Origin of the sequence: Acinetobacter sp. PFS20, assembly GCF_052261015.1 — a bacterium.
In the GTDB taxonomy this organism is placed as follows: domain Bacteria; phylum Pseudomonadota; class Gammaproteobacteria; order Pseudomonadales; family Moraxellaceae; genus Acinetobacter.
The window spans coordinates 3354406-3378968 of sequence record NZ_JBPVZE010000001.1 but is presented as its reverse complement, the minus strand read 5'-3'; the positions used below and the strand labels follow the sequence as shown (position 1 = coordinate 3378968).

Here is a 24563-nt window from a genome sequence, read left to right as displayed (position 1 = left end):
AAAATTTTATTAGGTTTATTTTATGGCGGATGTAGAACAGCAGCCAACTTCGGCACCTCGCTCACCTAAGAAGCGGCGCATTTTGCGTAGTTTCCTGCTGACGATATTGATCATATTTTTATTATTAGCGTCTTCGTTAGTCATCATGATGTCGACAGATCGCGGAAGTCGTTTTTTATTAGATCGGGTTTTAGAAGCTCAGAAAATAATTAAATATGAATACGAAGGCGGAAACTTACTGCGCGGAATTATTCTTAAGAATGTCTTGGTGCAATTAACGGAAGTTGATGTTTCATTAGACAGAGCTGACGTAGGCTTAGGTTGGCGCTCTTTATTATTAGAAAAAGAAGTGCATTTAAGCCATGCAGATGTGCGTAATTTACGTATTATTAATAAAACTCCGCCGTCTGGTAAGGCATTCGAATTTAAGCCAATTAAATTACCATTTGTTCTACGTGTCGATGAAGCTGATGTTGATCATTTAGAAATTAAGCTAGCAACCTCAGATGTAAATTTTCATGATGTACATTTGCAAGATGCACTTTGGTCAGAGACTAAACTGGAATTTGAAAAATCCAGTATGGATATGGGCTATCTTTCAGTCCACAATGCCACAGGAAAAATGGATTTCAGTGGTAAATATCCATTAGATGCTACAGCAGATTTAAGAATCCCATCTTTAAAAAGTTTAAATATTCAAAATATTAAAGTCGTTGCACGCGGAAGTTTAGATACTTTAAAAGCTGGGGTTGCAACAACAACTCCCGATTTGTTAACGGGTTGGGTGGTATTGCATCCTGTTCGTGATGAAGTTCCAATGCAAGGTGAGTTACTACTAAAAAATTATCACTTACCTTTATTGGTTGAACAAAAATTATTTGCAAAAAATGGTGCAATCAAGTTTCAAGGTGATATCAAACAACTTAATTTAGCCGTTGATACAGATTTAAAAGGTGAGAACTTACCTGAAGGTCAATACAACGCTTTAATGAATACTGATTTGGTTCATCAGTTGAATATCACTGATTTTAATGGCCAAGTCATGAAAGGTGCTGTTAACCTAAAAGGATTAGTCAGCTGGAAAGATCATGTTACTTGGAATATTAAAGGCCGTTTAGACCATATTAACCCTAAAGACAAAGCCATTCCTCAGGTTGTACAAGACTTTTTACCACCAAGTTTAGATGCCGCTGTTGCCTCAACCGGTTCTTTAGAAAAAGGTACTGAATTATTTGCTAACGTTGATTTTGACCGTTATGAATCTTGGAAGCTTAAGTTTAATCAGGCTCCTGAAAAAAATAATAAACCTCAACCAATGCTCATGAATGTAGCTTGGACGAAAATAGATCGTGCAATGCCTTATATTGGGTGGTTAAGTAGTGATAATGGTCAGGTCGATTTAACGTTACGTGATGGCCAGCAAGATATTAAAGTTGCGACAAAAGTATATCAGCATGAAAAAACTTTATTGCCAGCAGGACAATATCTAGCCAATCTGAATGTTAAAGATAACGTTTTAAATGTTCCCAATTTTAGTTTTGCTGCTGAAAAAGGTAGCTTAACTGGTCAGGCTAAAGTATTTCTTCCGACAGAAAAACGTCAGTTGGTCTGGAATGCATTATTAAATGCAAAAGATTTTAATCCACAAAGTATTCATGCGGCAGCACCTGTTAATCTTTTAAATGGTTCGATTAAAGCGAATGGTTTTGCTAAACCAAATCAACAAATCATTCAATTTGAGAAAATTGATTTAACTGGTCGACTAGCTCAAGCTGGTCAAGAGACTGTAAGTCTAGGTGGGAAAAGTACCGCAGCATTATTATTCCATGATGTAAAAGCTGGTGGTGGCTTTAAAGGTTTTGCAGTTAATTATGATGGATCTTTAAAAGCCCTAAAACAGGCAAATGGTTTATTGAAGTTTTCTATAGCGGGTACACCAGATTTTATTCGAATTAACCAGTTACAACATGATGGTGTCGCTGGGAAAATCTATGCAACAGGTTCTGTAAATTTGAAAGATCGCATTGCATGGGATATTAATAGTTCATTAGTGCGCTTTAAACCTCAATATTTTACCTCAGCTGTAAAAGGTGAACTTTCAGGTAATCTGAAAACCCAAGGGGTTTGGTCAGATCATTTAAAACGAATTAATATTCAACAATTGAATCTTGCTGGTTTTATAAATAATAAACCTGTTCGAGGTAAGGGTAATCTATCTTTATTGATGGACTCTAACCAAAACGGCTTTTTACCTCAGCAATTTGAAGCAAATAATTTATTTTTAGTCTATGGGCAGAATCAGCTACAGGCGACAGGTAATGCTCAAAATCTAAAAATTAAGCTCAATGCACCAGCACTTTACGAGTTATACCCAGGATTACGCGGTCGAGCTTATGGTGATCTGAATGTACAATCACAGCCACGATTAAAAGCAACAGCAAATATCGCCGTAGATGATTTTGCTTTTAATACTTTAGTAAGCGTGAAGAGATTGAGTATTCAGGGTGAACTTCCAACATCGGAAACAACGCCAACTCAATTAACCGCAAAATTAGATAATTTGCGTAGTGGAAATAGACAAATTCAGTCTGCTGAAGTGAATTTGACAGGAACGAGAAAAGCGCATTTATTGAAAGTACTTGGCAATAATAGTATTTCAAAGTTCTATGTTCAGTTGGCAGGTGGGTTTAACCAGAACAATGATTGGTTAGGTCAAATCCAAAAAGGAAGTTTTGATTCACGACGTATTCGTCTGGCACAAAATCAAAATGCTCCAGTGATTTATTCTTCTGCAAGATCTGAGCTATATGTAGGTCAACATTGTTGGCAAAGTGCGAATAGCCAGCTCTGTTTTGATCAGCCAGTACGCGTAAGTAAGGCTCGCGGTAATATTTCGTTTGTAACTCAAAACATGGATTTAAGTGACTTCGCGGCATTTATGCCAGAAGGCTTGGCGATGACTGGGCAACTAAATGGTTATGCCAAGGCAGCGTGGGTAAATGGAGGTAATCCAAAACTTGATGCACGTTTAATTACGCGTAAAGGTGAAATTGGTTTAGCTGCTGAAGATCCACAAGACCCTGCAACCACTCTGGCTTATGATGAGCTGGGTGTTATTGCAAAAAGTGTATCTGAAGGATTGTTATTCCGTGTTGATGTGAAAACACCTGATATTGGTACGGGTTATGCGAACGTCATTATCAATCCATTCCAGCCATCAATGCCAATGCATGGTGAAGTCGCTTTTAATGATGTTCAATTAAAAGTATTAAAACCATTTATTCAAGATGTCCGTAAACTGAGCGGGACCTTAGCCTTGGCTGGTAAAGTCAACGGTACATTAACTCAGCCACAATTTACTGGTGAAATGCGTTTGAAAAATGGTGCAATCAGTATGATTTCACTTCCAGTTAATTTAACGAATGTTCAAGTTTACTCATCAATTCGTCAGGACATGGCAACAATTGATGGCGCGTTTAACAGTGGTCAAGGTGTAGGACTTTTAAAAGGTAGTTTTGAATGGAAAGATTCGCCGCGTCTTCAATTAAACCTCAAAGGTGATAATTTACTTGTACGTCAGGCTCCGTTAATTACTGCAATTGCTAATCCAAACCTTACACTTGATATGTATCCTTTCGATAAGCGTTTAAGCTTAAAAGGATCGGTAGATGTTCCTCGTGCACGTATTTCAATGCCAGAAACAACTGCTCCAGTCATTAACACCTCATCAGATGTCCGCATAGTTCGACAAGGCCAAGATCCGCTTGCAATTTTACGAGCTGCTAAACCTTGGGATATTCGAGCTGATATTGCTGTTAATATTGGAAATCAAGTGATATTCCAAGGCTTCAACAGTAATATTCCATTAGTTGGTCGTTTAAATTTAAGCCAACGTGGCTACGAAACTGCAATGCGAGCGAATGGGGCAATTGGTGTCAGTCAAAAAGTGAAAATCGAAGCCTACGGACAAAGTCTAGATTTGAATCGAGCAATTGCGCGTTTTAATGGTCCATTGGCAAATCCTACTTTAGATATCGATGCCAACAAAAATGTTCAGGGCAGTATGGTTGGGGTACGTGTTACAGGTACTGCAACATCGCCAAACATTCAGGTTTACAATGATGCCGGACTATCTGAGCAAGAAGCATTGAATGCGCTCGTTACAGGTCGTATTAATGAAGGTTCAAGTGGTTTAAGTAATGCAGAAGGATTTAAGTCCGATGTAAATAACACCATTGCTGCCGCAGGGATTAGTATGGGCTTGGGTGGTACACGTGCTTTAACGAATCAGATTGGACGTACTTTCGGTCTGAGTGGCTTAGCTCTAGATGCACAAGGTACTGGTGAAGATACGCAGGTGAGCTTAACGGGCTATATCACACCTGATCTATTTATTCGTTATGGTGTTGGAGTATTCACCCCAGTGAACAAACTGACTTTACGTTATCAAATGAATCGCCGTTTATACTTAGAAGCAAGTCAGTCTTTAGAAAGAGCGATCGATCTTTTCTATAACTGGCGTTTCTAGTAGATGGAAATTAAACATTAGAAAGTACCTTTGTACCTATAATGATTTGATTAATCTCAAGTAATAACGAAATAAAAGCTCACTTCTTAGTGGGCTTTTATTTTCAGTATTTCTATAGGATTTAAAAAAATTGAATATTTATCAATATAGAGTCTTAATTCTCTTAAAGAGAACCAAAGCTTGCAGAGGCTTTTAATTAAAGAAAACTCACTTGAAAATTACTATTTTATAAATTAGTTTTCAGAATCATTAAATGAAACTAAATTGATAATACCTTGTTGATAAGTGCAAATAAGGTGGTTTTTTCCAAGGATATAGCAGTGAAAATAGATACTTCTGTTGAAATTAAATATGACAAGGAAAACGATACAAATACTAAATATCGTGGGTTAATTCAAAAGCTAACAGCAACATTGTCGATGACGCTTTTGTCATTTGGATGGGGCTCTACCGTAAATGCTGCACAACAACAAATTGCTTTAGTAGGAACATGGACATCGATCCCTAACGCACCACTTGCGCAAAAACCAAAGCAAGCCAGTGATGGTTTGTATCAGCTTAAAGTGAATAGCGATGGAACCTTAACTCCTGTTAATGTCTTGAAAATGAAAAGTCCTTCTTGGATTGTGAAATCGAAAGATGGCCGCTTTGCCTATACCACTAATGAAGAAAATGAAGGAGCGGTGACTGCATTATCCATTCAAAATGGAAAGGTGAATGTATTGAACACAGTGGATAGCCATGGTGGACATCCAACACACGCATCAATCAGTTTAGATGGCAAATTCCTATTTGTGTCGAACTATTCGGCTTTTGATAAAGGTCGTGGTGGGGTAGCTGTTTTTCCAATTTTGCCAAACGGCCATTTAGGTGAAAAAGTACAAAATATTGTTTTTAGCGAGGGTTCTGGTCACGTCAAAGGTCGGCAGGACAGTGGTCATGCACATTCGACCACATTTAGTCCAGATGGTAAGTATCTATATGCGAGCGATCTTGGAAATGACAAAGTCTATACTTTTCACTATAACCCGAATAAACCTCAACCACTTCAAGCAGACAATAGCCGAGATGTGACTTTTAGGCATGGTTCTGGCCCGCGTCATATGGTCTTTTCACCAAATGGCAAACATGCGTACGTTACCGCAGAAATGCGAAGCGAAATTGTGACATTTAATGTGCAAGATGGTCATTTGAAAAAAGTGGCTGAGCTAAAACTAATTCACGAAGACAAAACACCTGAATTTAAAAGCGCGAGTGGAATTATCCTCAGTCCAAATGGTAAATATGTGATTGCTGCTAACAGAGGGGCAGATAATAAACTTTTGGTATTTAAAATTCAGCAGAATGGATTGCTAGCTAAACCAGTAGTTTATAAAGCCAATGGAATTGAACCACGTGCTTTCTCATTCGATGCATCGGGTATATATCTGTATGTAACCAATGTTTATAGTAATAACATTAGCTTGTTCCGCTTTGATGCCAATAAAGGTACCTTAAAACCCGTTGGTGATGCTGCAAAAATATCAACACCGACTGATATCAAATTTTTTAATTAACTCAAACTAGCATTTCTAATGCTTGATATAAAAAGACCGAGGGGAAATCATCTCGGTTTTTTTGACTGTTTTTGCAAAAATGATGATTTTCCGTATGATATGGGAAGCAATAATTAGTGTAGTGAAATGATGAAAAAGATTTTATTGATTGCAGTGAGTTTATTTTTTGTTGGTTGTTCAGAAAAGAAGCCATTAACACCTGAAGAGCAATGGCATGGCTTTTGTACTAGCGTAGGAAATGCGGCTAGAAGCATTGTTTTTGATCGTCAGCAAGCAATTGAAAAAACTCAGGCCGTTGAGCATGCAAATAAAATTGAAGATGACATTACCAAAAAGTTCATTCTTAATATTATTGACAAAGTCTATGCAATTCCAAAAGAAGAACTAACTCAAGATTCTCAAGCACTCCAAGAAAAAGTTAGAAAGCAAGCGATGGATGAATGTTTGATAACGCCTCATGACAAAATGCCAAAATATAAATCGTTCTAATTATGTAAGGTTATTGAATTTCCTCTCTTAAGGGGTGTTTTTGCTCAAAAATAATCCAAATTTGGCTAATTTGTTCGTTATTTATACATAGGTATTTAGATACAAAATAATGGGCATCACGGAGAAACACCCCGTTTTCATTAACTTTTACCTTGAACTCTAGTAAACTTTTGTAGTCCATATTACTTGTGAAGCTTTTAAAGAAAGCTGGAATTTGCAAGTAATTTTTCAAAAAAAGAGGAATGAACACCGTGCTAGAAGCTTACCGCCAACACGTTGAAGAACGTGCCGCACTCGGAGTCCCACCGAAGCCACTTGATGATGCTCAAACAGCTCAGCTTGTTGAACTATTAAAAAATCCACCAGCAGGCGAAGAAGCGTTCTTGGTTGATTTGCTTGAAAACCGTGTTCCTGCAGGTGTTGACCAAGCAGCTTACGTAAAGGCAGCGTTCTTGGCAGCGATTGCAAAAGGCGAAGCAACTTCACCACTCGTTTCTAAAGAACGTGCAGTTTACTTACTTGGCACAATGCTTGGTGGTTACAACGTAGCACCACTTGTTGAGCTTCTTGACGATGCTGAACTTGCAAACCTAGCTGCTGAAGCATTAAAGAAAACACTTCTTGTATTTGATGCATTCCACGACGTAGCAGATAAAGCTAAAGCTGGTAACGCTGCGGCTAAAGCTGTTTTACAATCTTGGGCAGAAGCAGAATGGTTCACTAGCCGTCCTGATGTTCCAGAAGAAATCAAAATCACTGTGTTCAAAGTAACTGGTGAAACAAATACTGATGACTTGTCTCCAGCTCAAGATGCTTGGAGCCGTCCAGATATCCCATTACATGCAAATGCAATGTTGAAAAATGAGCGTGATGGTATCAACCCTGAAAAACCAGGTGAAGTTGGTCCATTAAGCCAAATCAAAGAACTCATCGCGAAAGGCAACCAAGTTGCTTATGTTGGTGACGTTGTTGGTACAGGTTCTTCTCGTAAATCTGCAACTAACTCTGTACTTTGGTTCTTCGGTGACGAACTTCCACACATTCCAAACAAAAAAGATGGTGGTGTGTGTTTAGGTTCTAAAATCGCTCCAATTTTCTTTAATACAATGGAAGACGCAGGTGCATTACCTGTAGAAATCGACGTTGCTAACATGAACATGGGCGACGAAGTTGTATTGAAAATTGACCACGCTGCTGCAAAAGTTACTGCTTTTAAAGATGGCGTACAAATTTCAGAAGCAGAACTTAAAACTCCAGTACTTTTAGACGAAGTACGTGCTGGTGGTCGTATTAACTTGATCATTGGTCGTGGTTTGACAACTAAAGCACGTGAAGAATTAGGTCTTGCACCTTCTACATTGTTCCGTACACCTGTACAACCTGCTGACACTGGCAAAGGCTTCACGCAAGCTCAGAAAATGGTTGGTCGTGCATGTGGTTTAGCTGAAGGTCAAGGTATCCGTCCGGGTACTTATTGTGAACCTAAAATGACAACTGTTGGTTCTCAAGATACAACAGGTCCAATGACTCGTGATGAGTTAAAAGACTTAGCGTGTTTGGGCTTCTCAGCTGACTTAGTGATGCAGTCTTTCTGTCACACTGCTGCGTATCCAAAACCAGTTGACGTAACAACTCACCATACATTACCTGACTTCATCATGAACCGTGGTGGTGTATCTTTACGTCCAGGTGACGGTATTATCCACTCTTGGTTAAACCGTATGTTACTTCCAGATACAGTAGGTACTGGTGGTGACTCACATACTCGTTTCCCAATCGGTATTTCATTCCCAGCGGGTTCTGGTCTTGTTGCGTTCGCAGCTGCAACTGGTGTTATGCCACTTGATATGCCAGAGTCTGTACTTGTTAAGTTCAAAGGTAAAATGCAACCTGGTATCACTTTACGTGACCTTGTACATGCAATTCCTTACTACGCAATTCAAGCGGGTGACTTAACTGTAGAGAAGAAAGGTAAGAAAAACATCTTCTCTGGTCGTATCCTTGAGATCGATTTATCAGAAATGGAAAATGACTTGACTGTTGAGCAAGCGTTCGAACTTTCTGATGCTTCTGCTGAACGTTCTGCTGCTGGCTGTTCAATCACACTTTCTGAAGAGAAAGTTGCTGAATACTTACGTTCTAACATCACCATGTTGAAGTGGATGATCGCAGAAGGTTATGGCGATGCTCGTACTATGGCGCGCCGTGCTGAAAACATGCAGAAGTGGTTAGACAACCCAAGCTTGTTAAAAGCGGATGCTGATGCAGAATACTTAAAAGTTTACGAAATCGATCTTGCTGACATCAAAGAACCAATTCTTTGCTGCCCGAACGATCCAGATGACGCGAAACTTCTTTCTGACGTTCAAGGCGACAAAATTGATGAAGTATTCATCGGTTCTTGTATGACGAACATTGGTCACTTCCGTGCAGCTGGTCAGTTACTTGATAAAGTACCTGGTGGTTCATTGTCTACTCGTTTATGGTTGGCTCCACCAACTCGTATGGACGAGCACCAATTAATGGAAGAAGGCTTGTATAATATCTATGGTCGTGCTGGTGCGCGTACAGAGATGCCAGGCTGTTCATTATGTATGGGTAACCAAGCACGTGTAGCGCCGAACACAACATGTGTATCTACTTCTACTCGTAACTTCCCTAACCGTTTAGGTCAAGGTGCAAACGTTTACTTAGCGTCTGCTGAGCTTGCATCTGTAGCTGCGGTTCTTGGTAAATTACCAAGCCCAGAAGAATATCAACAGTACGCGTCGCAAATCGACAGCGCTTCTGCTGACATCTACAAATACTTAAACTTCGACAAGATGAGCGAATATACTAAAGAAGCTGATCAAGTTGATACTAAGAAAATCCAAGCAGCTCAATTGACCTAATCGATTGTTTTTGCTAAAAATAAGGGCTGAGTAATCAGCCCTTATTTTTTGGAGATTTATAATGTCAGTTAGCATTTGGGAAAATATTGATCATTTAAACTTCAAGGAATATGAATGTATTAAAAAGGGTTTTTTGAGAAATAATCACGGTGAAATATCTTTTTTTCGAGATAAAGAATCTCGGTTATTATTAAAGGTTGTAGGTGAAGCAACAGTAAAAGATTTTAATTTTAATGATAGAGAAGGCGAAATTCCAAGGGAGGAATTTCAGCTTGAATTTAAACATCATTATTTTGAACAAAAGATATTAATGCTTGCTATTCCTGAAAGTAGAAAAATAAATCAAATACATGGAAAAAATAGCTATATTGATATTTATGTAGTGGATGAGTTTGAGTTTACTGATAATGATTGTTCGATAGAAGCTGAGTATTTAATAGAGTTTTTAGATGGCTTAAAGATTGATCATATTTTTCCACATTCAATGGAAATCAATGAAACTCATGAAAAAAGATATGAATTATTGGGCGAAAATCTTGAACTTATAGAGAAAATAATTAATAAAAACAGTTTCACTAAAAATGGTATCAGAATTAAAATTGAAGATGATGAAGTATATATAATAAAATTAGGTATTGGAAATAGAGGCTTAATTTTATATAGAAAAAATTTAGAATTATTTAAAAGAGATAAAATTAGAAAAATAATCTCCTATATTTTCGGTTGTCCATTGGTTTTTTATGGGTATACTCTTGTAAATAAATATATGACACCTTCTTATAGCTATTTAAGAAATATTCATGATAATGAGAGAGGACAATTGGCTATCAATGTTCAAGTACCTACACCACTTAGTTTAAGTGCTTTAAATATCATAGAAGTTGATATTTTTGAAAATTTGATGCAAGAACTCTATGTTAAATATGAAGAATATGATCTTAGCAATATATTTTTTACGTATTGGGTAGCAGTAAATTCTAATTCAATTACTGCTGCTGTCCACTATGGAGCACTTATTGAAAAGCTACAAGCTACATATATGAAAATTCATGAAGTTAGTTATAGTAAAATTTTAGATAAATCAATTTTTAAAAAAATGCGGGAGCGATTACAACAACAATTAGATGAGTTTGAGCTAACGTCTAAGCAAAAGAAAATTTTTTTAGATAAAATAGGGAATTTGAATACTTATTCTCAAAAAGATAAGATGGATTTTTTTTGTAATGACATCTCATTGTCTCTATCTAATATTGAAAAAACAGCTTGGCAACAGCGAAATGATGCTGCTCACGGAAATGCTATAACTGATGTTAATCAAGCTTGGAAAAATACACTAGTATTAAGAGAATTATTTAATAAGTTTTTATTAAAGTTAATTACATCTAATAAATATTATTTGTCATATTTAGATGGAAAACCGGAAATTAAAGCTTTATAAAACACAGTTAATGATTTAAACGTTGATGTAACTAAATGGCTAAACAATCACGTTTCTTATGTATTGGTGGATTCCTTAACGGTTCAGCGGTTAAAGACCAAGGGGACAGCTTTGTTTGTGTTGAAAATGACAAACATGTAACCTATCACAAAAAGGAAATCTTCCATCAGGATTCGTGGGATCAAGAGTACTATGTCTGTGAAACTACAACAGACCAACAAGCACGAAATTGGGTTTATGATATCAAACCCGATTAATTCAGCAGATATAATTTTGTACTTCTTAAAATAAATATATGAAAAAGCCCCATTATAAGGGGGCTTTTTAAAACTAAAAAAATTCTACCAATAACCCAACACTTTCCACCAAAGTCCGCCAATCACCACAAAAATAATGATATTAACCACGCTCATGACAAAGCCAGCTTTCCACCATTCACCAAGTGTGGTGTAACCCGAACCGAACACTACAGGGGAAGTGCCAGTCGCATAATGGGTTAATGTCATCATAATGCTAGAAGCTGCTGCCATCATTAAAGCAAAGAGCATTGGCGGTGCACCAAGTGCAAGTCCTGCCGTATAAAAGGCTGCAAACATGGCAGTAATATGTGCCGTAGTGCTAGCAAACATATAATGTGCATACAAATAGGCGAGCATTAATAATAGACAAGCAGGCATCCAGCTTAGACCTAAATGACCAATACTGGTTTCTAACACACTCGAGAACCACGTGATTAAACCAAGCTTATTTAAATAAGTTGCCATCATGACTAAAGCTGCGAACCAAGTAATCGTATCCCATGCGTTCTTTTGCGTCAGAATATCATCCCAAGTTAAAACACCTGTAAGTAGCAATAATCCTAAACCAATAAAAGCAGTCGTCGTTGGGTCAACCGCCCAAGCGGAGCCAAAAATCATGGCAGGAATACCAGCCCATAGCATCAATAAAATACCGAATACACCAAGCATGATAATTTCATTTTTACTGACTGGGCCCATTTCTTTTAATTTACTTTTAGCAAGCTGAGCTGCATTAGGCGTTTCTTTGACTTCGGGTGGATACATCAAATACATAATCAAAGGCATAATAATTAATGCAATCAAACCCGGCAGTAACATTGCCAGTGCCCAAGTACTCCAACTTAAAGAAATTTCACTATTGGTCGCCTTTGCCACTAAATCAACGACTAATGGGTTAGGGGCAGTTGCCGTAATAAACATTGCAGAGGTAATCGGGTTGGCTTGGTAGTTAACCAATGACAGATATTTTCCCATCCGACCTTCGGTACCTTTAGCAGGATCAGAATCATAACTAGTAGAAATTGCCAGTACAATCGGATGAATTATTCCGCCACCACGAGCCGTATTACTTGGCGTTACAGGGGCGAGAATGAGTTCTGAAAGTACCATGCTATAGCCAATCCCAATGGTTTTCTTGCCCCAAACTGCGATAAATAAATACCCTAACCGTGCACCCAATCCGGTTTTTTGCAAACCTTTAGAGATCATAATGGAAATACCAATCAACCAGATGAGTGGGTTAGCAAAGCTACTAAGAGCATCTTGAATTGCACCGCTTGGGCTTGTGTTAGTCACCCCAGTGATAGCGACTAAAGTTATTGCAATTACGGCAATGGCACCAATTGGCATCGCTTTACCGATGATTGCGGCAATTACACCGACAAACATCGCTAACAAATGCCATGCATCAGGATCAACACCATTTGGTACAGGAATTACGAACCAGATTAACAATGTAATAAATAAAGAAATAAGTGTAGGGAGGGCTTTAAATCCCATGTAATTTCCCCTTGTTTTCATATGATTAAAAATTAAAGCTCTTTATGAGTAAATCGCTAAAGACATAAGTATTAAAGTTCTATTATCGATTAAATGATTCAAGAATTCAAAAAATCACAAGCAATAAGTACTAACTTTCATTTCTATGAAAAAGTTATTCTTTTAAGTTAAATATTTCTTAATTTAAATCTAATTTGTTAAGTTTTTCTGAAATTTTAACTCTGAAATGGATGCCAGATTGATAAATTCTCTGTATAGATATCAGTCTAATAAATAGTACTTAGTATGGTTAATTTAAAAAAAGCGATAAAGACTTCTAATTGAATTAATATATTCTAATACTAATTTTTAGAAAATGTTAATGATCAAAAAATAAATTATATATTTAGATTAATGTATAAAAGGTGTAAAAAATTATTAAATAAAATAACTTAGATATAATATTGGATAAAAATTGGTCTTTCTGAATTATTAATTTTATTGAAAGCGTGAAATGAGTCATGAGTTTATTTAAAAATGTTAAATATATCATTTTAAAATTTTATGTATATAAAATTGAATATAATAGTAGTAATTAACTGGTTTTTTGTTTTAAAATAATTAAACGAACTTAAAAATAATTAAAAAAAATATGGGTATTTTATATAGGGAATTTGAGAATGCTAAAGACAATAGTTGAATTTAAATTTGATGATTATCAACTATGTGAACAAAAAATGCACTCTAACGAAGGAGGGATTTTAGTTCAAAAAACTGAAGACATTGCGCAATATATTTTTAGTATATTGAGAAATAGATATCATTTAAATGTAGAACTATATAGTGAAAATTGGGGATGGCAAATTGAAATTCCATTGCCTGAAATAACGATGTATCTTGGAATAAGTGTCTATGAAGAATATAGAAATGGATTCGCAATTTTTATTTCACCCAATACACCTATTTTAAGAAAATTTTTATTTCGAAAAATTGATATTACCCATCATATTATGGTGCTGCAAAATTATATAAATATTATCTTAAAATCACATCCGGGAATCTATGATGTGATGTGGTGGAAAGAAAATGAATTCCGATGTGTAGCGGCGAGCTGAAGTAGAAAAATATAAAATTTTAATTACCGAAGCGTGTTAAGGAAAATTTATTAAAGACTATATTGGTGAATAAGCAGTGAGAGCTTACTATATCTTCAATATCAAGTGGTCAGATCAATATGCAAAATTCAGCGTTGAAGGGATTGCGTAAGTTTTTCTATAATAATCTTCATAATCATGACTATGAAACTACGTTAAGTAGATGTATTAATTATTTTTTAGTTGTTTTAATTATTGGTAATGTCGCTGCCGTTTTATTAGAAACAGTAAATGATTTGTACACAAGCTATCGTGTTTGGTTCGACTATTTTGAAGTTATTTCAATTGCAATTTTTAGTATTGAATATTTATTAAGATTGTGGAGTATTGCAGATCGAGATACGACACAATCCGCATGGAAAACCCGCTTGAATTGGATGAAAAGTGGGGAAGCAATTATTGATTTGATGGCAATTTTACCTGCCTATCTCAATTTCTTTGTACGAATTGATCTTCGTATGCTAAGAATCTTACGTTTACTTCGCCTATTAAAATTAACACGGTATTTTATCTCACTACAGATATTGTTATGTGTGATTAAACGTGAAAAGGGTTCTTTTCAAGCAGTTATCTTTATTTTAATTATCATGATTATTATGACCGCTTCTGGAATTTATGTGGTTGAAAACAAGGCTCAGCCAGAAGCTTTTAGTTCAATACCTAAATCTATGTGGTGGGCTGTAGTGACTTTAACCACAGTGGGTTATGGCGATGTAACACCAGTGACAAGTTTAGGAAAGTTATTGGGGGCACTCATTACAATTTTGGGTGTTGGTATTGCGGCTTTACCAGCTGGTATTTTGGCATCGGGGCTTGCAAATGAACTTAACCAGCGTAATCAAAGGCTAGAGCAAGAATTTCGTGAATTACTTCAAGTACGAGGTATTGATATTTTACATGATGAAGTTGAAATAGAACGAATCCGTCAAAAAGTTGGTCTACCCAAAGAGCAGGCGCATAACCTGATTGTTCAAATTATGCGAGAAAAAGTATTAGAACAGGAAGAGTCTGTTAGAGAGAAAAAATGTTATTGCCCACACTGTGGTGGAAAGCTAACTGATTAGAAATAATAAGTTAGCATTTTCTTTGATTAAATTTACTTACTGGCTTTTTCAACAGCAAATGCAATAAGTAAAATGATAAGACCACCGAGACTCAAAACAAAGCCTACCCAGATTGGCGCGATCCAACCCATTTGGTGGCTGAGTACCCATCCACCTAAAAATGCACCTAATGCATTGGCCATATTAAAGGCAGAGTGGTTGAGTGACGCTGCTAGTGTTTGAGCATCACCTGCTACATCCATTAAACGAGTCTGTAATGCTCCGCCTAATCCCATTACGGTGAGACCAATCAAAAATAATGAAGCGATAGCACTATAGATATTACTCATTAAGAAACTGGCAACAACAAAAGCGATTGCTGAACTAATTAATACACCTACAATCGTTTTGTTTAGGTTTTTATCTGCAAGCCATCCCGCTGCTAAGCCACCAATAACCATACCGATACCCCAGATAGCTAAAGCGATAGGGACAATTTGGATATTAACTTTTGTATATTCAGTCAAAATTGGTGAGACATAGCTATAAACAGAAAACATGCCTCCAAAACCGATAGCACCTACTGCTAGTGTTAACCACATGTTGATATTTTTAAGACCAGCTAATTCTGTTTTTATACTGGCAGTAGCTTGGACTGGAATATTGGGTACAAAAAAGCCAACAGCAATTAAAGTGACGAAAGCAAAGGTTGCTGAAAACTCAAAACCAGCTCTCCAGCCAAAATTTTGACCTAACCACGTCGCGAGAGGAACGCCAATTACAGTTGCGACTGTAAGACCCATCATCATTTGGGCAACTGCAGAAGCTCTTCTTGATGGGCCAGCGAGTTCTGCTGCAACTAATGCACCAACTCCAAAATATGCTCCGTGTGGTAAACCTGCAATGAAACGTGAGATTAAAACAGTTTCGGGGGTATGAGCTAAAGCGGTAAAGGCATTAGCTACACCATAAAAAAGCATTAAGCAAAGTAATAAAGTTTTTCTCGGAACTTTGGCTCCAAGAATAGCAATGATAGGAGCGCCAATAACTACACCTAATGCGTAAGCACTAATAAAGTGACCAGCTTCAGGTACAGTAATATTTAAGTTATTTGCAATTTCTTGAATCAGTCCCATTGCGACGAATTCGGTAGTTCCAATACAAAAACCACCTACAGCGAGAGAGAAAATTGCTAAAAAGAGTGAATAGTGTTGATGTGTAGAAAGAGGAGATTGTGGGGACGCCATAATAAGTTGAGGAAAGACACAAAAAAGAGAAGTATAAGGGAAAAGAGAACAGAATAATAAAAAACTAAATTAATGAGAAAATGATTACATATTTAAATGAGGTAAATTTAAATTTTCACGTTTTGATCTATAAATAATAAAAAATAACGAATGATAATAAGAATTATTTTTATTTGTGTATACTGTATCCGCTTATATTTTGTCTGATTTTTTCACTTTGCATACAACAGGATTTTGTAATAATGAATAGATTTCTAATGACGTCACTTGCATTGATATGTACAACAGGCTTTGCTCACGAACCTTATGTAGCACCTGTAGCTTATAAAACTGAACAGACTCAAGTACCTGTAATTGCTGGTTATGCTGAAGAAGCATTAAATAGTGAATATGCTTTAAAGGATGCCAAGCTTACTGTAATTACACCTAAAAATGAGCTTAAAACCATCAACTCAGAAGCTGTACATAAGTCTGTAACTGTTTTTGATATAGACCTACCTGAAGAAGGCACATACATTGTTCAAACTCAGGCGAGTTATCCTTTAAAATATGTATATGACCAAAAAGAATGGCATCTATTTGTTGATATGCCAGCTGATAAAGCTCCACCGAAAGCAGAACGTGAATATTTGATTCCGACTGACCTTGAAACAAAAACAATTAAACCAGAGCAAGTAACACGTGAGTGGATATTGCAGAGTTATCTTTCTAAGGGAAAAGTTTCAGATATTCAGCTTCCTAATACACCGATTAAAGTTAGTTTCTCCGTACATCCAAACCAAATTAAAGCTGCTCAACCAGTTAAATTAGCTATAACTGAAAAGGGCCAGCCTTTAGCTTATGCTGAAGTTAATTTAAGAGAAAAGGGTGCAACTGACAAACAAGTAAAGCAGTTTAAGGCAGAAAAGAATGGTCAGGTTGAGCTTAGCTTTCCAAAAGCTGGAGAGTACTTAGTAGAAGTAACAGCTCCCCTAAACTTGAAAGTAAAACCTAAAAACCAGAGTTATACGATTATTAGCTTAAATGTATTAGCACAGTAATTTTTAATGTTTTAAAAAATAGACCTTTATGAGGTCTATTTTTGTTTTTCATACTTTTTTTAATCACTTTAAAAACTTTATGAGATCGTTTTAATTTCCCTTCATTTTTAAAGATACCTAAATTCATCCCAAGCAAAAATAGTGAAATAAAATTCATGTTGAGACAAACTAACTAATTTTGTGTTAAAGTGAATAAAATTCATTAATGCAGATTTATCGAAAGTTTTATGGAAAAGTAAAGATGAGCTTTATCCATTTGTAGATAAATCTCTTTTTTAGGCTTGGCCCATGTTAGAAATTCGTCACCTTAAAACTTTAGTTGCTTTACGCGAGCATGGTTCATTAGTTTCGGCAGCAAATGACCTTTGTTTAACGCCATCTGCCATTTCCCATCAATTAAAAGAATTAGATCATTGGTATGGGGTAGAGGTTGTTAATCGTCGAAGTAGACCTGTTAGTTTTTCTAATGTTGGACAGCGCTTATTAAAGTTAGCTGATGATGTTTTGCCACAAATTCAGATTACCCACAGTGATATCACGCGTATTGTGCATGGACAGACCGGCAGAATTATTTTTTCATCGGAATGCCATAGTTGTTTTGACTGGTTAATGCCTTTATTAAATCAGTATCGCCAGCAATACCCAGATGTAGATTTAGACTTCGCTTCAGGTTTTGAAGCCAATCCGCATGAACTCTTACAAAATGCTGAATTTGATTTGCTGATTACAGCAGACCCAATTGCATTAAAAGGAATTGAGTATTTTCCGATTTTTGAATATGAATCACGTTTAGTCTTATCAAATACTCATCCTTTGGTGCGGGCTGAGAATATTACAGTTCAAGAGTTGGCCGAAGAGGTTTTAATTACTTATCCAGTTGATAAGCACCGTTTAGATATCATGTCTAAACTTTTTATCCCTGCGAATATTCAGCCTAAACAAATACGAACAACTGATTTAACTCAAATGCTTATTCAGCTTGTAGCAAGTGGACGAGGTATTGCTGCTTTACCTGATTGGGTGGTAAATGAATATGAACAAAAGGGTTGGGTCACAAGCCGCCGTTTAGATTGTGTTTCTCTTACAGGCTTAAGACGAACTTTATATGCGGGTTATCGAACTGAAGAAAAAGAGAAAAGTTATTTTGAAGGATTTTTAAAGCAGTTAGAAAAGTTTTCTTTAAAACGAAATGCCTATTATTCTGGCTAAAACAAATAATTTAGCCTAAGTGTTAAAAAGGTGCTTAATTGCACCTTTTTTAATATCGACTTCTTATTTACCAATAAATAAAGAGAGTAAGCCTGCTGCAATCAGAGGGCCGACCGGTACACCACGAAGTAGAGCAACACCAGCAACCGTACCAATAAGTAAACCCGCAACCACGTCAGGTTGGCTTGACATTAGTTTTACTCCACGACCACCCAACCAAGCGACTAATAAGCCAATTGCAATAGCCAAAAGTGATTTAAAACTAACAAATGACTTTAAAATACTCTCCCCACTGAGCTTCCCACTGGCAATTGGAGTAAGTACACCAATCGTTAAAATAAGAATTCCTAAATTAAGACCGTGAGCTTGAATATAGGGGAAAAATTCATTTAATGGCGTAATTTTAACGACAATGAGCACACCAGCTGCAATTGTTACAGCTGCATTTTGACTTAATAAGCCGCAGATCAACAGAACGAGTAGAACAACTAAATTAACATCAAATTGGGCAAGCATGGGGAGTGCGGAGAAAGTAAATAAATGGAATTGTATAATATTTAAGAGTAGTAATGTGAATGCTTTAAAAGATATAGCCGATTTTAAAACTAATTTTTGATAAAAAATCATTGTATATCTATAAATGATAAAGATTTTTAATTTCTGGTTACGCTTGGAAACAATGTTATATAAATTAACAAGTTAAAAGTTTTAGTTTCTTAAAGGTGTGATATAAAAATAGTCATTACTCATGAGTACAGGATAGATTTATGGACATTATTGATATCAAAATCAAAGATCAGTTTGATCAGATTCATGATGCAAAAGCGCAACTAAAGAAAAACTTAGTTGAACATGAAAATGAATCATTAAAGCTAAGCCAACGTATTGAACATATTATTGTTGATAATGAAATTATTTTGCCTACTACCGAATTATTATTTGAAAGTGAACAGAACGAAAATATTTATCGAGTAGTTGAAGAATAAAGTGTAAGTTGAATGAAGTAAGTGTAAAGAGCTGCTCGTAGCGTTTAGTAAAAAGTGGAAACTACGTTAAAATAACAGCTTAGTTCTAAAGAGAAAACTTCATGCTGCTGGAAAAAATTTTACAATCACAAGGGTTTGGTTCACGTAAATATTGTCAGCAGTTAATAAAAAACGGATCTGTAAGTATTGATGGAGAGGTTGCAGATGATCTCAAGAAGCAATTCTCTCCAGAAAATTTAGAGTTTTCTCTTTTTGGGGAAACTTATCAATATCGAGAAAAAGTTTACCTTGCTCTAAAAAAGCCAAAAGGTTTTGAGTGTTCACATCAGCCTCATCATCATCAAAGCGTGTTTAGTCTTTTACCGGAAATATTGATTCAACGGGGTGTGCAAGCCATTGGTCGTTTAGATCAAGATACCACAGGCTTACTTTTACTGACCGATGACGGTAAATACCTTCAAGCTTTAACTCATCCTCGTAAACATGTGCCCAAGGTTTATCATGTTTCGACTATAGATCCGGTTACAACTGAGCAAATTGAGATGTTGAGCCAAGGTGTGAGTTTGCATCAAGAAAAAGGTGTTTTTGCTGCAACAGATGTGGAGATATTAGAAACGCATCAATTAACTATGACGATTCATCAAGGTGTTTATCATCAAGTAAAAAGAATGATTGCAGCGGTAGGAAATAAGGTAGAAGCATTACATCGCCATCAAGTAGGGCAATTGGTTTTACCTGAACTTGAAGATGGTGAGTGGGTTTATTTATCTGAACAACAAAAACAGCTCGCTCAAAATCTTACTTAAGAAAGCAATGGAAAGTTTGGAACTCACTATCTCGAATGAATCCCATTTTTTCATATAAGCGATGAGATTCATGGTTGTTGCCTTGAGTTTCCAAACTAATCCGCAAAGCATTCTCTTGTTTTGCAAATAAGATTGCTGTATCGATGAGCTGTTTAGCTGAACCTTGGCGACGGAAAACGGGTGTAACATAGACATCATCTAGGATATAGTAAGTTGAACAAGCAACCGAAGAAAAACCTAAATAGAGTAAAACAAAACCCGTAATTTTATCGTCTTTAATATGAATGAAGAACACACTTTCTCTATTCTCAAAACGTTGTTTAAGGAAGTGAAGGGATTCATTAAAATTAGAAGAGGCCCCATAAAATTGGCGGTATTCATCAAATAAAACGGCGAGTTGCTCTAAATCTTCAAAAGTCGCTCGTCTAACGATCATTTGGCACTCCTTGTAACTTATCATTATGTTTTTACAAAGAGAGCATAACGAAAAAAAGAGCTTTTTGACGTTAAAACTTGTTTATAAATGCAACAGTGTTAAGTTTTGTCGCTTTCACCAAGAAGTGCATTAAGTTCTTCAAATAAATCTTCATGGTCATCATCTTCAGCTAAAGTTGATGGATTTTGGTTCAATGAAGATGCTTTGGCTTTTCTTAACTTTAATAATTGTTCCATATTAATATTCTGATTTTCGATAGCAAAAGGAATAGATTTAGTTAATACGACCTGTTTAAAAAAAAGTCGTACTGCTTGGGCAGGGGTAATTCCCAGTTGTTTAAAAACAGCAAAAGCCTGCTTTTTTTCTTGGGAGTCAAGTCGAACCTGATAAACTTCTGTTTTTCGCATGAATAACAAAACCAAATGATTTTAATTTTTAGGAATTTATTTTAAACCATCGCAATGTAATTTCAATGCTTTTTGGCATAAAAAATAATCTTTTTGTAATTACGGTTACATTACAATGTCAATTCAAACTCAGAATTAAAAGACATTCCCTCTTTTGTGAGAGGGTCTATAAATGAAATGTGCTTAGCTAGCAGCTGTAATGGTTCAGAGAAATCATCTTCAGCCTTGTGTTGAACTAATGGATAAAATGGATCATTTTTAATCGGAATTTCTAAGTAATTAAGATGCACGCGAAGCTGGTGCTGTTTACCTGTTGTTGGGGTTAAGCGATATTTTGCCCAAATCTGATTGTGCTCGATCAGCTCGATATAAGTCTGAGTATTGGCTTTAGCATTTTCTATAACCTGCATAGTATAAAAAGGATGACCTTTATCTAAATGCAAATGTAAGGTTTGAGGAAAATTTAAATCTTTTTTATAAGGTGCAACAGCGTAGTAAATTTTATTGACTTGGCGCTCTGCAAATAATTGTTGGTAAATACCACGCGACTCAACCCGTTTGCAAAATAGAACAACACCAGCAGTTTCACGGTCTAGACGATGAATAGGTGTTAAAAATTCATTGCCTGTTTGTTTTTTTAATCGGACTAAAAGCGTTTCTTGAACATATTGTCCAGTCGGGCTGATCGTTAGAAAATGGGGTTTATCGACAACCAGTAAATCATCATTCTCAAATAAAATCCGATGTTCAAACGGAACGTGGGCTTCATAAGCCAGAAATCGATAATAAAAAATATGGGTATTACTTTGGTATGGACTGTCTAATGTTAGTTTTTGTCCATTTGCTGCATAAATAAGTCCATCTTGAAATCGTTGTTGCCACTCTTGCGTTTTAATATGTTGGAAATGTTGGCATAGATACTCATAAATAGTTTGAGTATTTGTGTGTGCAGGAAGATAGACTTGGCTTGCGCTTACACCATCAATCATAGGTGGCAAAAAATCGTTCGGACTAGACATAAAAAAGTGTAAATATGTAAGAAAATTGATATAAAAAAAGCCAACTTCTAGGGCTTAAGTAGGCTTTTAAGGCAGGGCAATGTTATCATATCGATTATTTCGAATCATGTTATGTGTGCTATGTCGTATTCATTGAAATTGGTCTTAAATCATGAAGAAGATACTGAGCGTTTAGCTCAAGCTTTGGCGCAGCATGTTCAGTCGGGTGTAATTTATTTAATTGGGGATCTAGGTGCGGGTAAAACCACACTTACGCGCTATTTCTTACAGGCTTTGGGCCACAAAGGCTCTGTTAAAAGTCCAACTTATACACTCGTTGAGCCATATAAAATTAATGATAAAGAAATTTTTCATTTTGACTTATATCGTTTGAATGACCCTTATGAACTTGAATTAATGGGAATCCGTGATTATTTAGATATCACAGACGCATTATTTTTATTTGAATGGCCATCAAAAGGTGGCGATGAAATTCCAGAGGCCGATATCATTATTGATATTCAAAAGTCAGATGATGAGTTGAGCCGTTTGGTAACCCTAACTTTACCTACAGAACATTTGTATCAGACTTTGCAGGAACAGCTTCATGACTGATGAAAAGCTAACACAACGTCGTATCCATACATTAGACGCAGCGTTAGCCAACCAGATTGCTGCTGGTGAGGTGATTGAGCGTCCTTCATCTGTTGTTAAAGAATTATTAGAAAACTCTATCGATGCCGGTGCAACTGAACTCATTGTGCGAATTGCTCAAGGTGGTTCGACCCTAATAGAAATTATTGATAATGGGCATGGCATTCATTCTGAAGATTTAGCATTAGCTGTTATGCGTCATGCCACAAGTAAAATTAAAACGGCAGAAGATTTACACGCTATTGTAAGTTTAGGATTTCGTGGAGAGGCACTTGCTTCGATTGCTGCTGTTTCAAGATTGACATTGACGAGTAGCCAAGATGAAAGCGGAATTGGTCATCAGGTTGAAGTGAATGGTACAGCCTTTGACCACCAACAAGTACAAGCTGTTGCTGCTCAAAAAGGAACCCATATACGTGTTCAGGACTTATTTTTTAATGTCCCTGCACGACGTAAATTCTTAAAAAAACCAACCACTGAATTTGGCCATATCGAAGAGATTGTTCGCCGTCTAGCTCTAACACATTTCGATATACGTTTTGTGCTTGAGCATAATGATAATATTAGAATTAATCTACCTATAGCGGATAGCGGCGAGCTGCGTTTTCAGCGAGTACAGCAATTATTAGGTTCGCAATTCGTACAAAATGCATATTGGATGGATGCTGAAAGTATTAGCATGCGTTTATCGGGTTGGCTTGGTCATCCTTCTGATGCACGTGCGCAGGCTGATATGCAATATGTCTATGTAAATGGACGTATTGTCAAAGATAAAACAATTTCACATGCATTACGTATGGCATATGACGGTATTTTACATGGCCATCAACATTCATCTTATCTACTTTTCTTAGAAGTCGATCCTGAAAATATTGATGTCAATGTTCATCCTACAAAACATGAAATTCGCTTTTTAAATCAAAGAGAAGTGCATGAGTTTGTAAGGCATTATGCAAAAGAAACTCTATCGCAATTTCAGACAGCGAGTGCTGATTTAGCTCAAGCGATGAAGGTAGATGAACAATCAGATTATTCAGTACAGCCGCAGCCGAAATATCAAGAACAATTTTCATTGCACAGAGCAAATGAAACTTTAAATGCAGATAGTGAAGTACGAACTCAGCATGCACCCACTGAATTATTAACTGATTTTAATGCTAGTCGTCCGCAAGCTGTTCACTATGCAGATCAAGCACCAAAATATAATGGTTCTGCTCAATTAAATAATGCGTTAAAGACATACTTGGCGCCTCTACGTGACCAACCTGCTACTTTTTCAGTAAATGAAAATATTGAACCAGTAACTAAAGTTGATGAGTTTCCTTTAGGTATCGCAATTGCTCAACTTCATGGAATTTATATTCTAGCGCAGAATACCGAAGGCCTTATTATTGTTGATATGCATGCGGCACATGAGCGTATTTTATTACAACAAATGAAAAATGCTTGGGATAAACCTGAATTTTGGACATCTCAGCAGTTACTTATACCTAAAGTCATTTCTATTAGCCGTATGCAGGCCGTCAGGGTAGAGGAGTTAAAACCTCAACTTGAGCGCTTAGGTTTGGAAATTGATTTATGTGGTGATGAGCAAGTTATTGTTCGCGGTGTGCCTGCCATATTACAAAAAGCAGATTTTGAAAATCTTATTCCAGAACTTTTAAATGATTTAGATCCAAATGATGAAGCCCAAGGGTTACTTCAAAAGAGAGACGAGTTATTAGCTGGAATGGCATGTCATGGAGCAGTGCGTGCACATCGACAACTCAGCCTGTCAGAAATGAATGCTTTACTCCGTCAAATGGAACAAACTGAATTTGCGAGCCAATGTAACCATGGGCGGCCAACTTGGCGTGCATTTCCATTATCTCAATTAGATAAATTATTTGCTCGAGGAGAGTAG

At 36.4% G+C, this 24563-nt stretch carries 20 protein-coding genes; 14 read left to right on the top strand and 6 right to left on the bottom strand.

Annotation, left to right across the window (positions count from 1 at the left end):
• Positions 1 to 22 precede the first annotated feature (22 nt).
• From ACS125_RS16000 to ACS125_RS15975, 6 genes are all read left to right on the top strand, one after another.
• Positions 23 to 4528: a translocation/assembly module TamB domain-containing protein gene (locus ACS125_RS16000; RefSeq protein WP_443273285.1), complete on the top strand. Its 4506-nt coding sequence runs from the start codon at positions 23 to 25 to the stop codon at positions 4526 to 4528.
• Between the two features lie 320 nt (positions 4529 to 4848).
• A complete protein-coding gene (locus ACS125_RS15995; RefSeq protein WP_443273283.1) occupies positions 4849 to 6084 on the top strand; it encodes a lactonase family protein in 1236 nt (411 codons plus the stop codon).
• Between the two features lie 126 nt (positions 6085 to 6210).
• Positions 6211 to 6573, top strand: coding sequence for a hypothetical protein (locus ACS125_RS15990; RefSeq protein ID WP_004791531.1), 363 nt, complete (start codon positions 6211 to 6213; stop codon positions 6571 to 6573).
• Between the two features lie 251 nt (positions 6574 to 6824).
• Positions 6825 to 9464 carry a bifunctional aconitate hydratase 2/2-methylisocitrate dehydratase gene (locus ACS125_RS15985; RefSeq protein ID WP_004791533.1) on the top strand — a complete coding sequence of 880 codons (2640 nt, stop codon included), beginning with the start codon at positions 6825 to 6827 and terminating at the stop codon, positions 9462 to 9464.
• A 61-nt stretch (positions 9465 to 9525) separates the two neighbouring features.
• Positions 9526 to 10902, top strand: coding sequence for a hypothetical protein (locus tag ACS125_RS15980; RefSeq protein ID WP_443273280.1), 1377 nt, complete (start codon positions 9526 to 9528; stop codon positions 10900 to 10902).
• Positions 10903 to 10937: 35 nt separating this feature from the next.
• Complete coding sequence (locus ACS125_RS15975) at positions 10938 to 11159, top strand: hypothetical protein (RefSeq protein WP_443273278.1); 222 nt, start codon at positions 10938 to 10940, stop codon at positions 11157 to 11159.
• 84 nt (positions 11160 to 11243) lie between these two features.
• On the opposite strand, the gene ACS125_RS15970 is transcribed toward ACS125_RS15975, so the two are convergent.
• Positions 11244 to 12701 carry a DASS family sodium-coupled anion symporter gene (locus tag ACS125_RS15970; RefSeq protein ID WP_443273275.1) on the bottom strand — a complete coding sequence of 486 codons (1458 nt, stop codon included), beginning with the start codon at positions 12699 to 12701 and terminating at the stop codon, positions 11244 to 11246.
• Between the two features lie 659 nt (positions 12702 to 13360).
• Here ACS125_RS15970 and ACS125_RS15965 point away from each other — a divergent pair.
• Together ACS125_RS15965 and ACS125_RS15960 are read left to right on the top strand one after the other, a co-directional pair.
• Positions 13361 to 13795: a hypothetical protein gene (locus ACS125_RS15965; RefSeq protein WP_353156193.1), complete on the top strand. Its 435-nt coding sequence runs from the start codon at positions 13361 to 13363 to the stop codon at positions 13793 to 13795.
• 119 nt (positions 13796 to 13914) lie between these two features.
• A complete protein-coding gene (locus ACS125_RS15960) occupies positions 13915 to 14898 on the top strand; it encodes an ion transporter (protein WP_443273272.1) in 984 nt (327 codons plus the stop codon).
• Between the two features lie 32 nt (positions 14899 to 14930).
• Here ACS125_RS15960 and ACS125_RS15955 read toward each other — a convergent pair whose 3' ends face one another.
• Positions 14931 to 16124: an MFS transporter gene (locus ACS125_RS15955; protein WP_151963110.1), complete on the bottom strand. Its 1194-nt coding sequence runs from the start codon at positions 16122 to 16124 to the stop codon at positions 14931 to 14933.
• A 242-nt stretch (positions 16125 to 16366) separates the two neighbouring features.
• Here ACS125_RS15955 and ACS125_RS15950 point away from each other — a divergent pair, with 242 nt between their 5' ends.
• On the top strand, positions 16367 to 17164 hold the full coding sequence (locus ACS125_RS15950) for a DUF4198 domain-containing protein (RefSeq protein WP_443273270.1): 798 nt from the start codon (positions 16367 to 16369) through the stop codon (positions 17162 to 17164).
• A 288-nt stretch (positions 17165 to 17452) separates the two neighbouring features.
• Positions 17453 to 18373, top strand: coding sequence for a LysR family transcriptional regulator (locus tag ACS125_RS15945; RefSeq protein WP_443273268.1), 921 nt, complete (start codon positions 17453 to 17455; stop codon positions 18371 to 18373).
• A gap of 63 nt (positions 18374 to 18436) precedes the next feature.
• Here ACS125_RS15945 and ACS125_RS15940 read toward each other — a convergent pair whose 3' ends face one another.
• On the bottom strand, positions 18437 to 18889 hold the full coding sequence (locus tag ACS125_RS15940; RefSeq protein ID WP_004791554.1) for a DUF441 domain-containing protein: 453 nt from the start codon (positions 18887 to 18889) through the stop codon (positions 18437 to 18439).
• A gap of 251 nt (positions 18890 to 19140) precedes the next feature.
• Between ACS125_RS15940 and ACS125_RS15935 the strand changes: the two genes are divergently transcribed.
• Positions 19141 to 19359 carry a hypothetical protein gene (locus tag ACS125_RS15935; protein WP_004791556.1) on the top strand — a complete coding sequence of 73 codons (219 nt, stop codon included), beginning with the start codon at positions 19141 to 19143 and terminating at the stop codon, positions 19357 to 19359.
• Between the two features lie 101 nt (positions 19360 to 19460).
• Entirely contained in the window at positions 19461 to 20165 is a 705-nt protein-coding gene (locus tag ACS125_RS15930) for a pseudouridine synthase (RefSeq protein ID WP_174732693.1), read from the top strand.
• On the opposite strand, the gene ACS125_RS15925 is transcribed toward ACS125_RS15930, so the two are convergent.
• The 3 genes from ACS125_RS15925 to ACS125_RS15915 all read right to left on the bottom strand — a co-directional run bounded on the left by ACS125_RS15925 (position 20158) and on the right by ACS125_RS15915 (position 22027).
• Positions 20158 to 20601: a GNAT family N-acetyltransferase gene (locus ACS125_RS15925; protein ID WP_174732695.1), complete on the bottom strand. Its 444-nt coding sequence runs from the start codon at positions 20599 to 20601 to the stop codon at positions 20158 to 20160. The genes ACS125_RS15930 and ACS125_RS15925 overlap by 8 nt on opposite strands.
• A 98-nt stretch (positions 20602 to 20699) precedes the next feature.
• Complete coding sequence (locus tag ACS125_RS15920) at positions 20700 to 21008, bottom strand: type II toxin-antitoxin system RelB/DinJ family antitoxin (protein WP_174745849.1); 309 nt, start codon at positions 21006 to 21008, stop codon at positions 20700 to 20702.
• A gap of 110 nt (positions 21009 to 21118) precedes the next feature.
• Positions 21119 to 22027, bottom strand: a complete 909-nt coding sequence (locus ACS125_RS15915; RefSeq protein WP_443273264.1) for a pseudouridine synthase — start codon at positions 22025 to 22027, stop codon at positions 21119 to 21121.
• A gap of 120 nt (positions 22028 to 22147) precedes the next feature.
• Between ACS125_RS15915 and tsaE the strand changes: the two genes are divergently transcribed.
• Together tsaE and mutL are read left to right on the top strand one after the other, a co-directional pair.
• On the top strand, positions 22148 to 22621 hold the full coding sequence (gene tsaE / locus ACS125_RS15910) for a tRNA (adenosine(37)-N6)-threonylcarbamoyltransferase complex ATPase subunit type 1 TsaE (protein ID WP_049836984.1): 474 nt from the start codon (positions 22148 to 22150) through the stop codon (positions 22619 to 22621).
• Entirely contained in the window at positions 22614 to 24563 is a 1950-nt protein-coding gene (gene mutL / locus ACS125_RS15905; protein WP_443273261.1) for a DNA mismatch repair endonuclease MutL, read from the top strand. The genes tsaE and mutL overlap by 8 nt, the downstream gene beginning before the upstream one ends.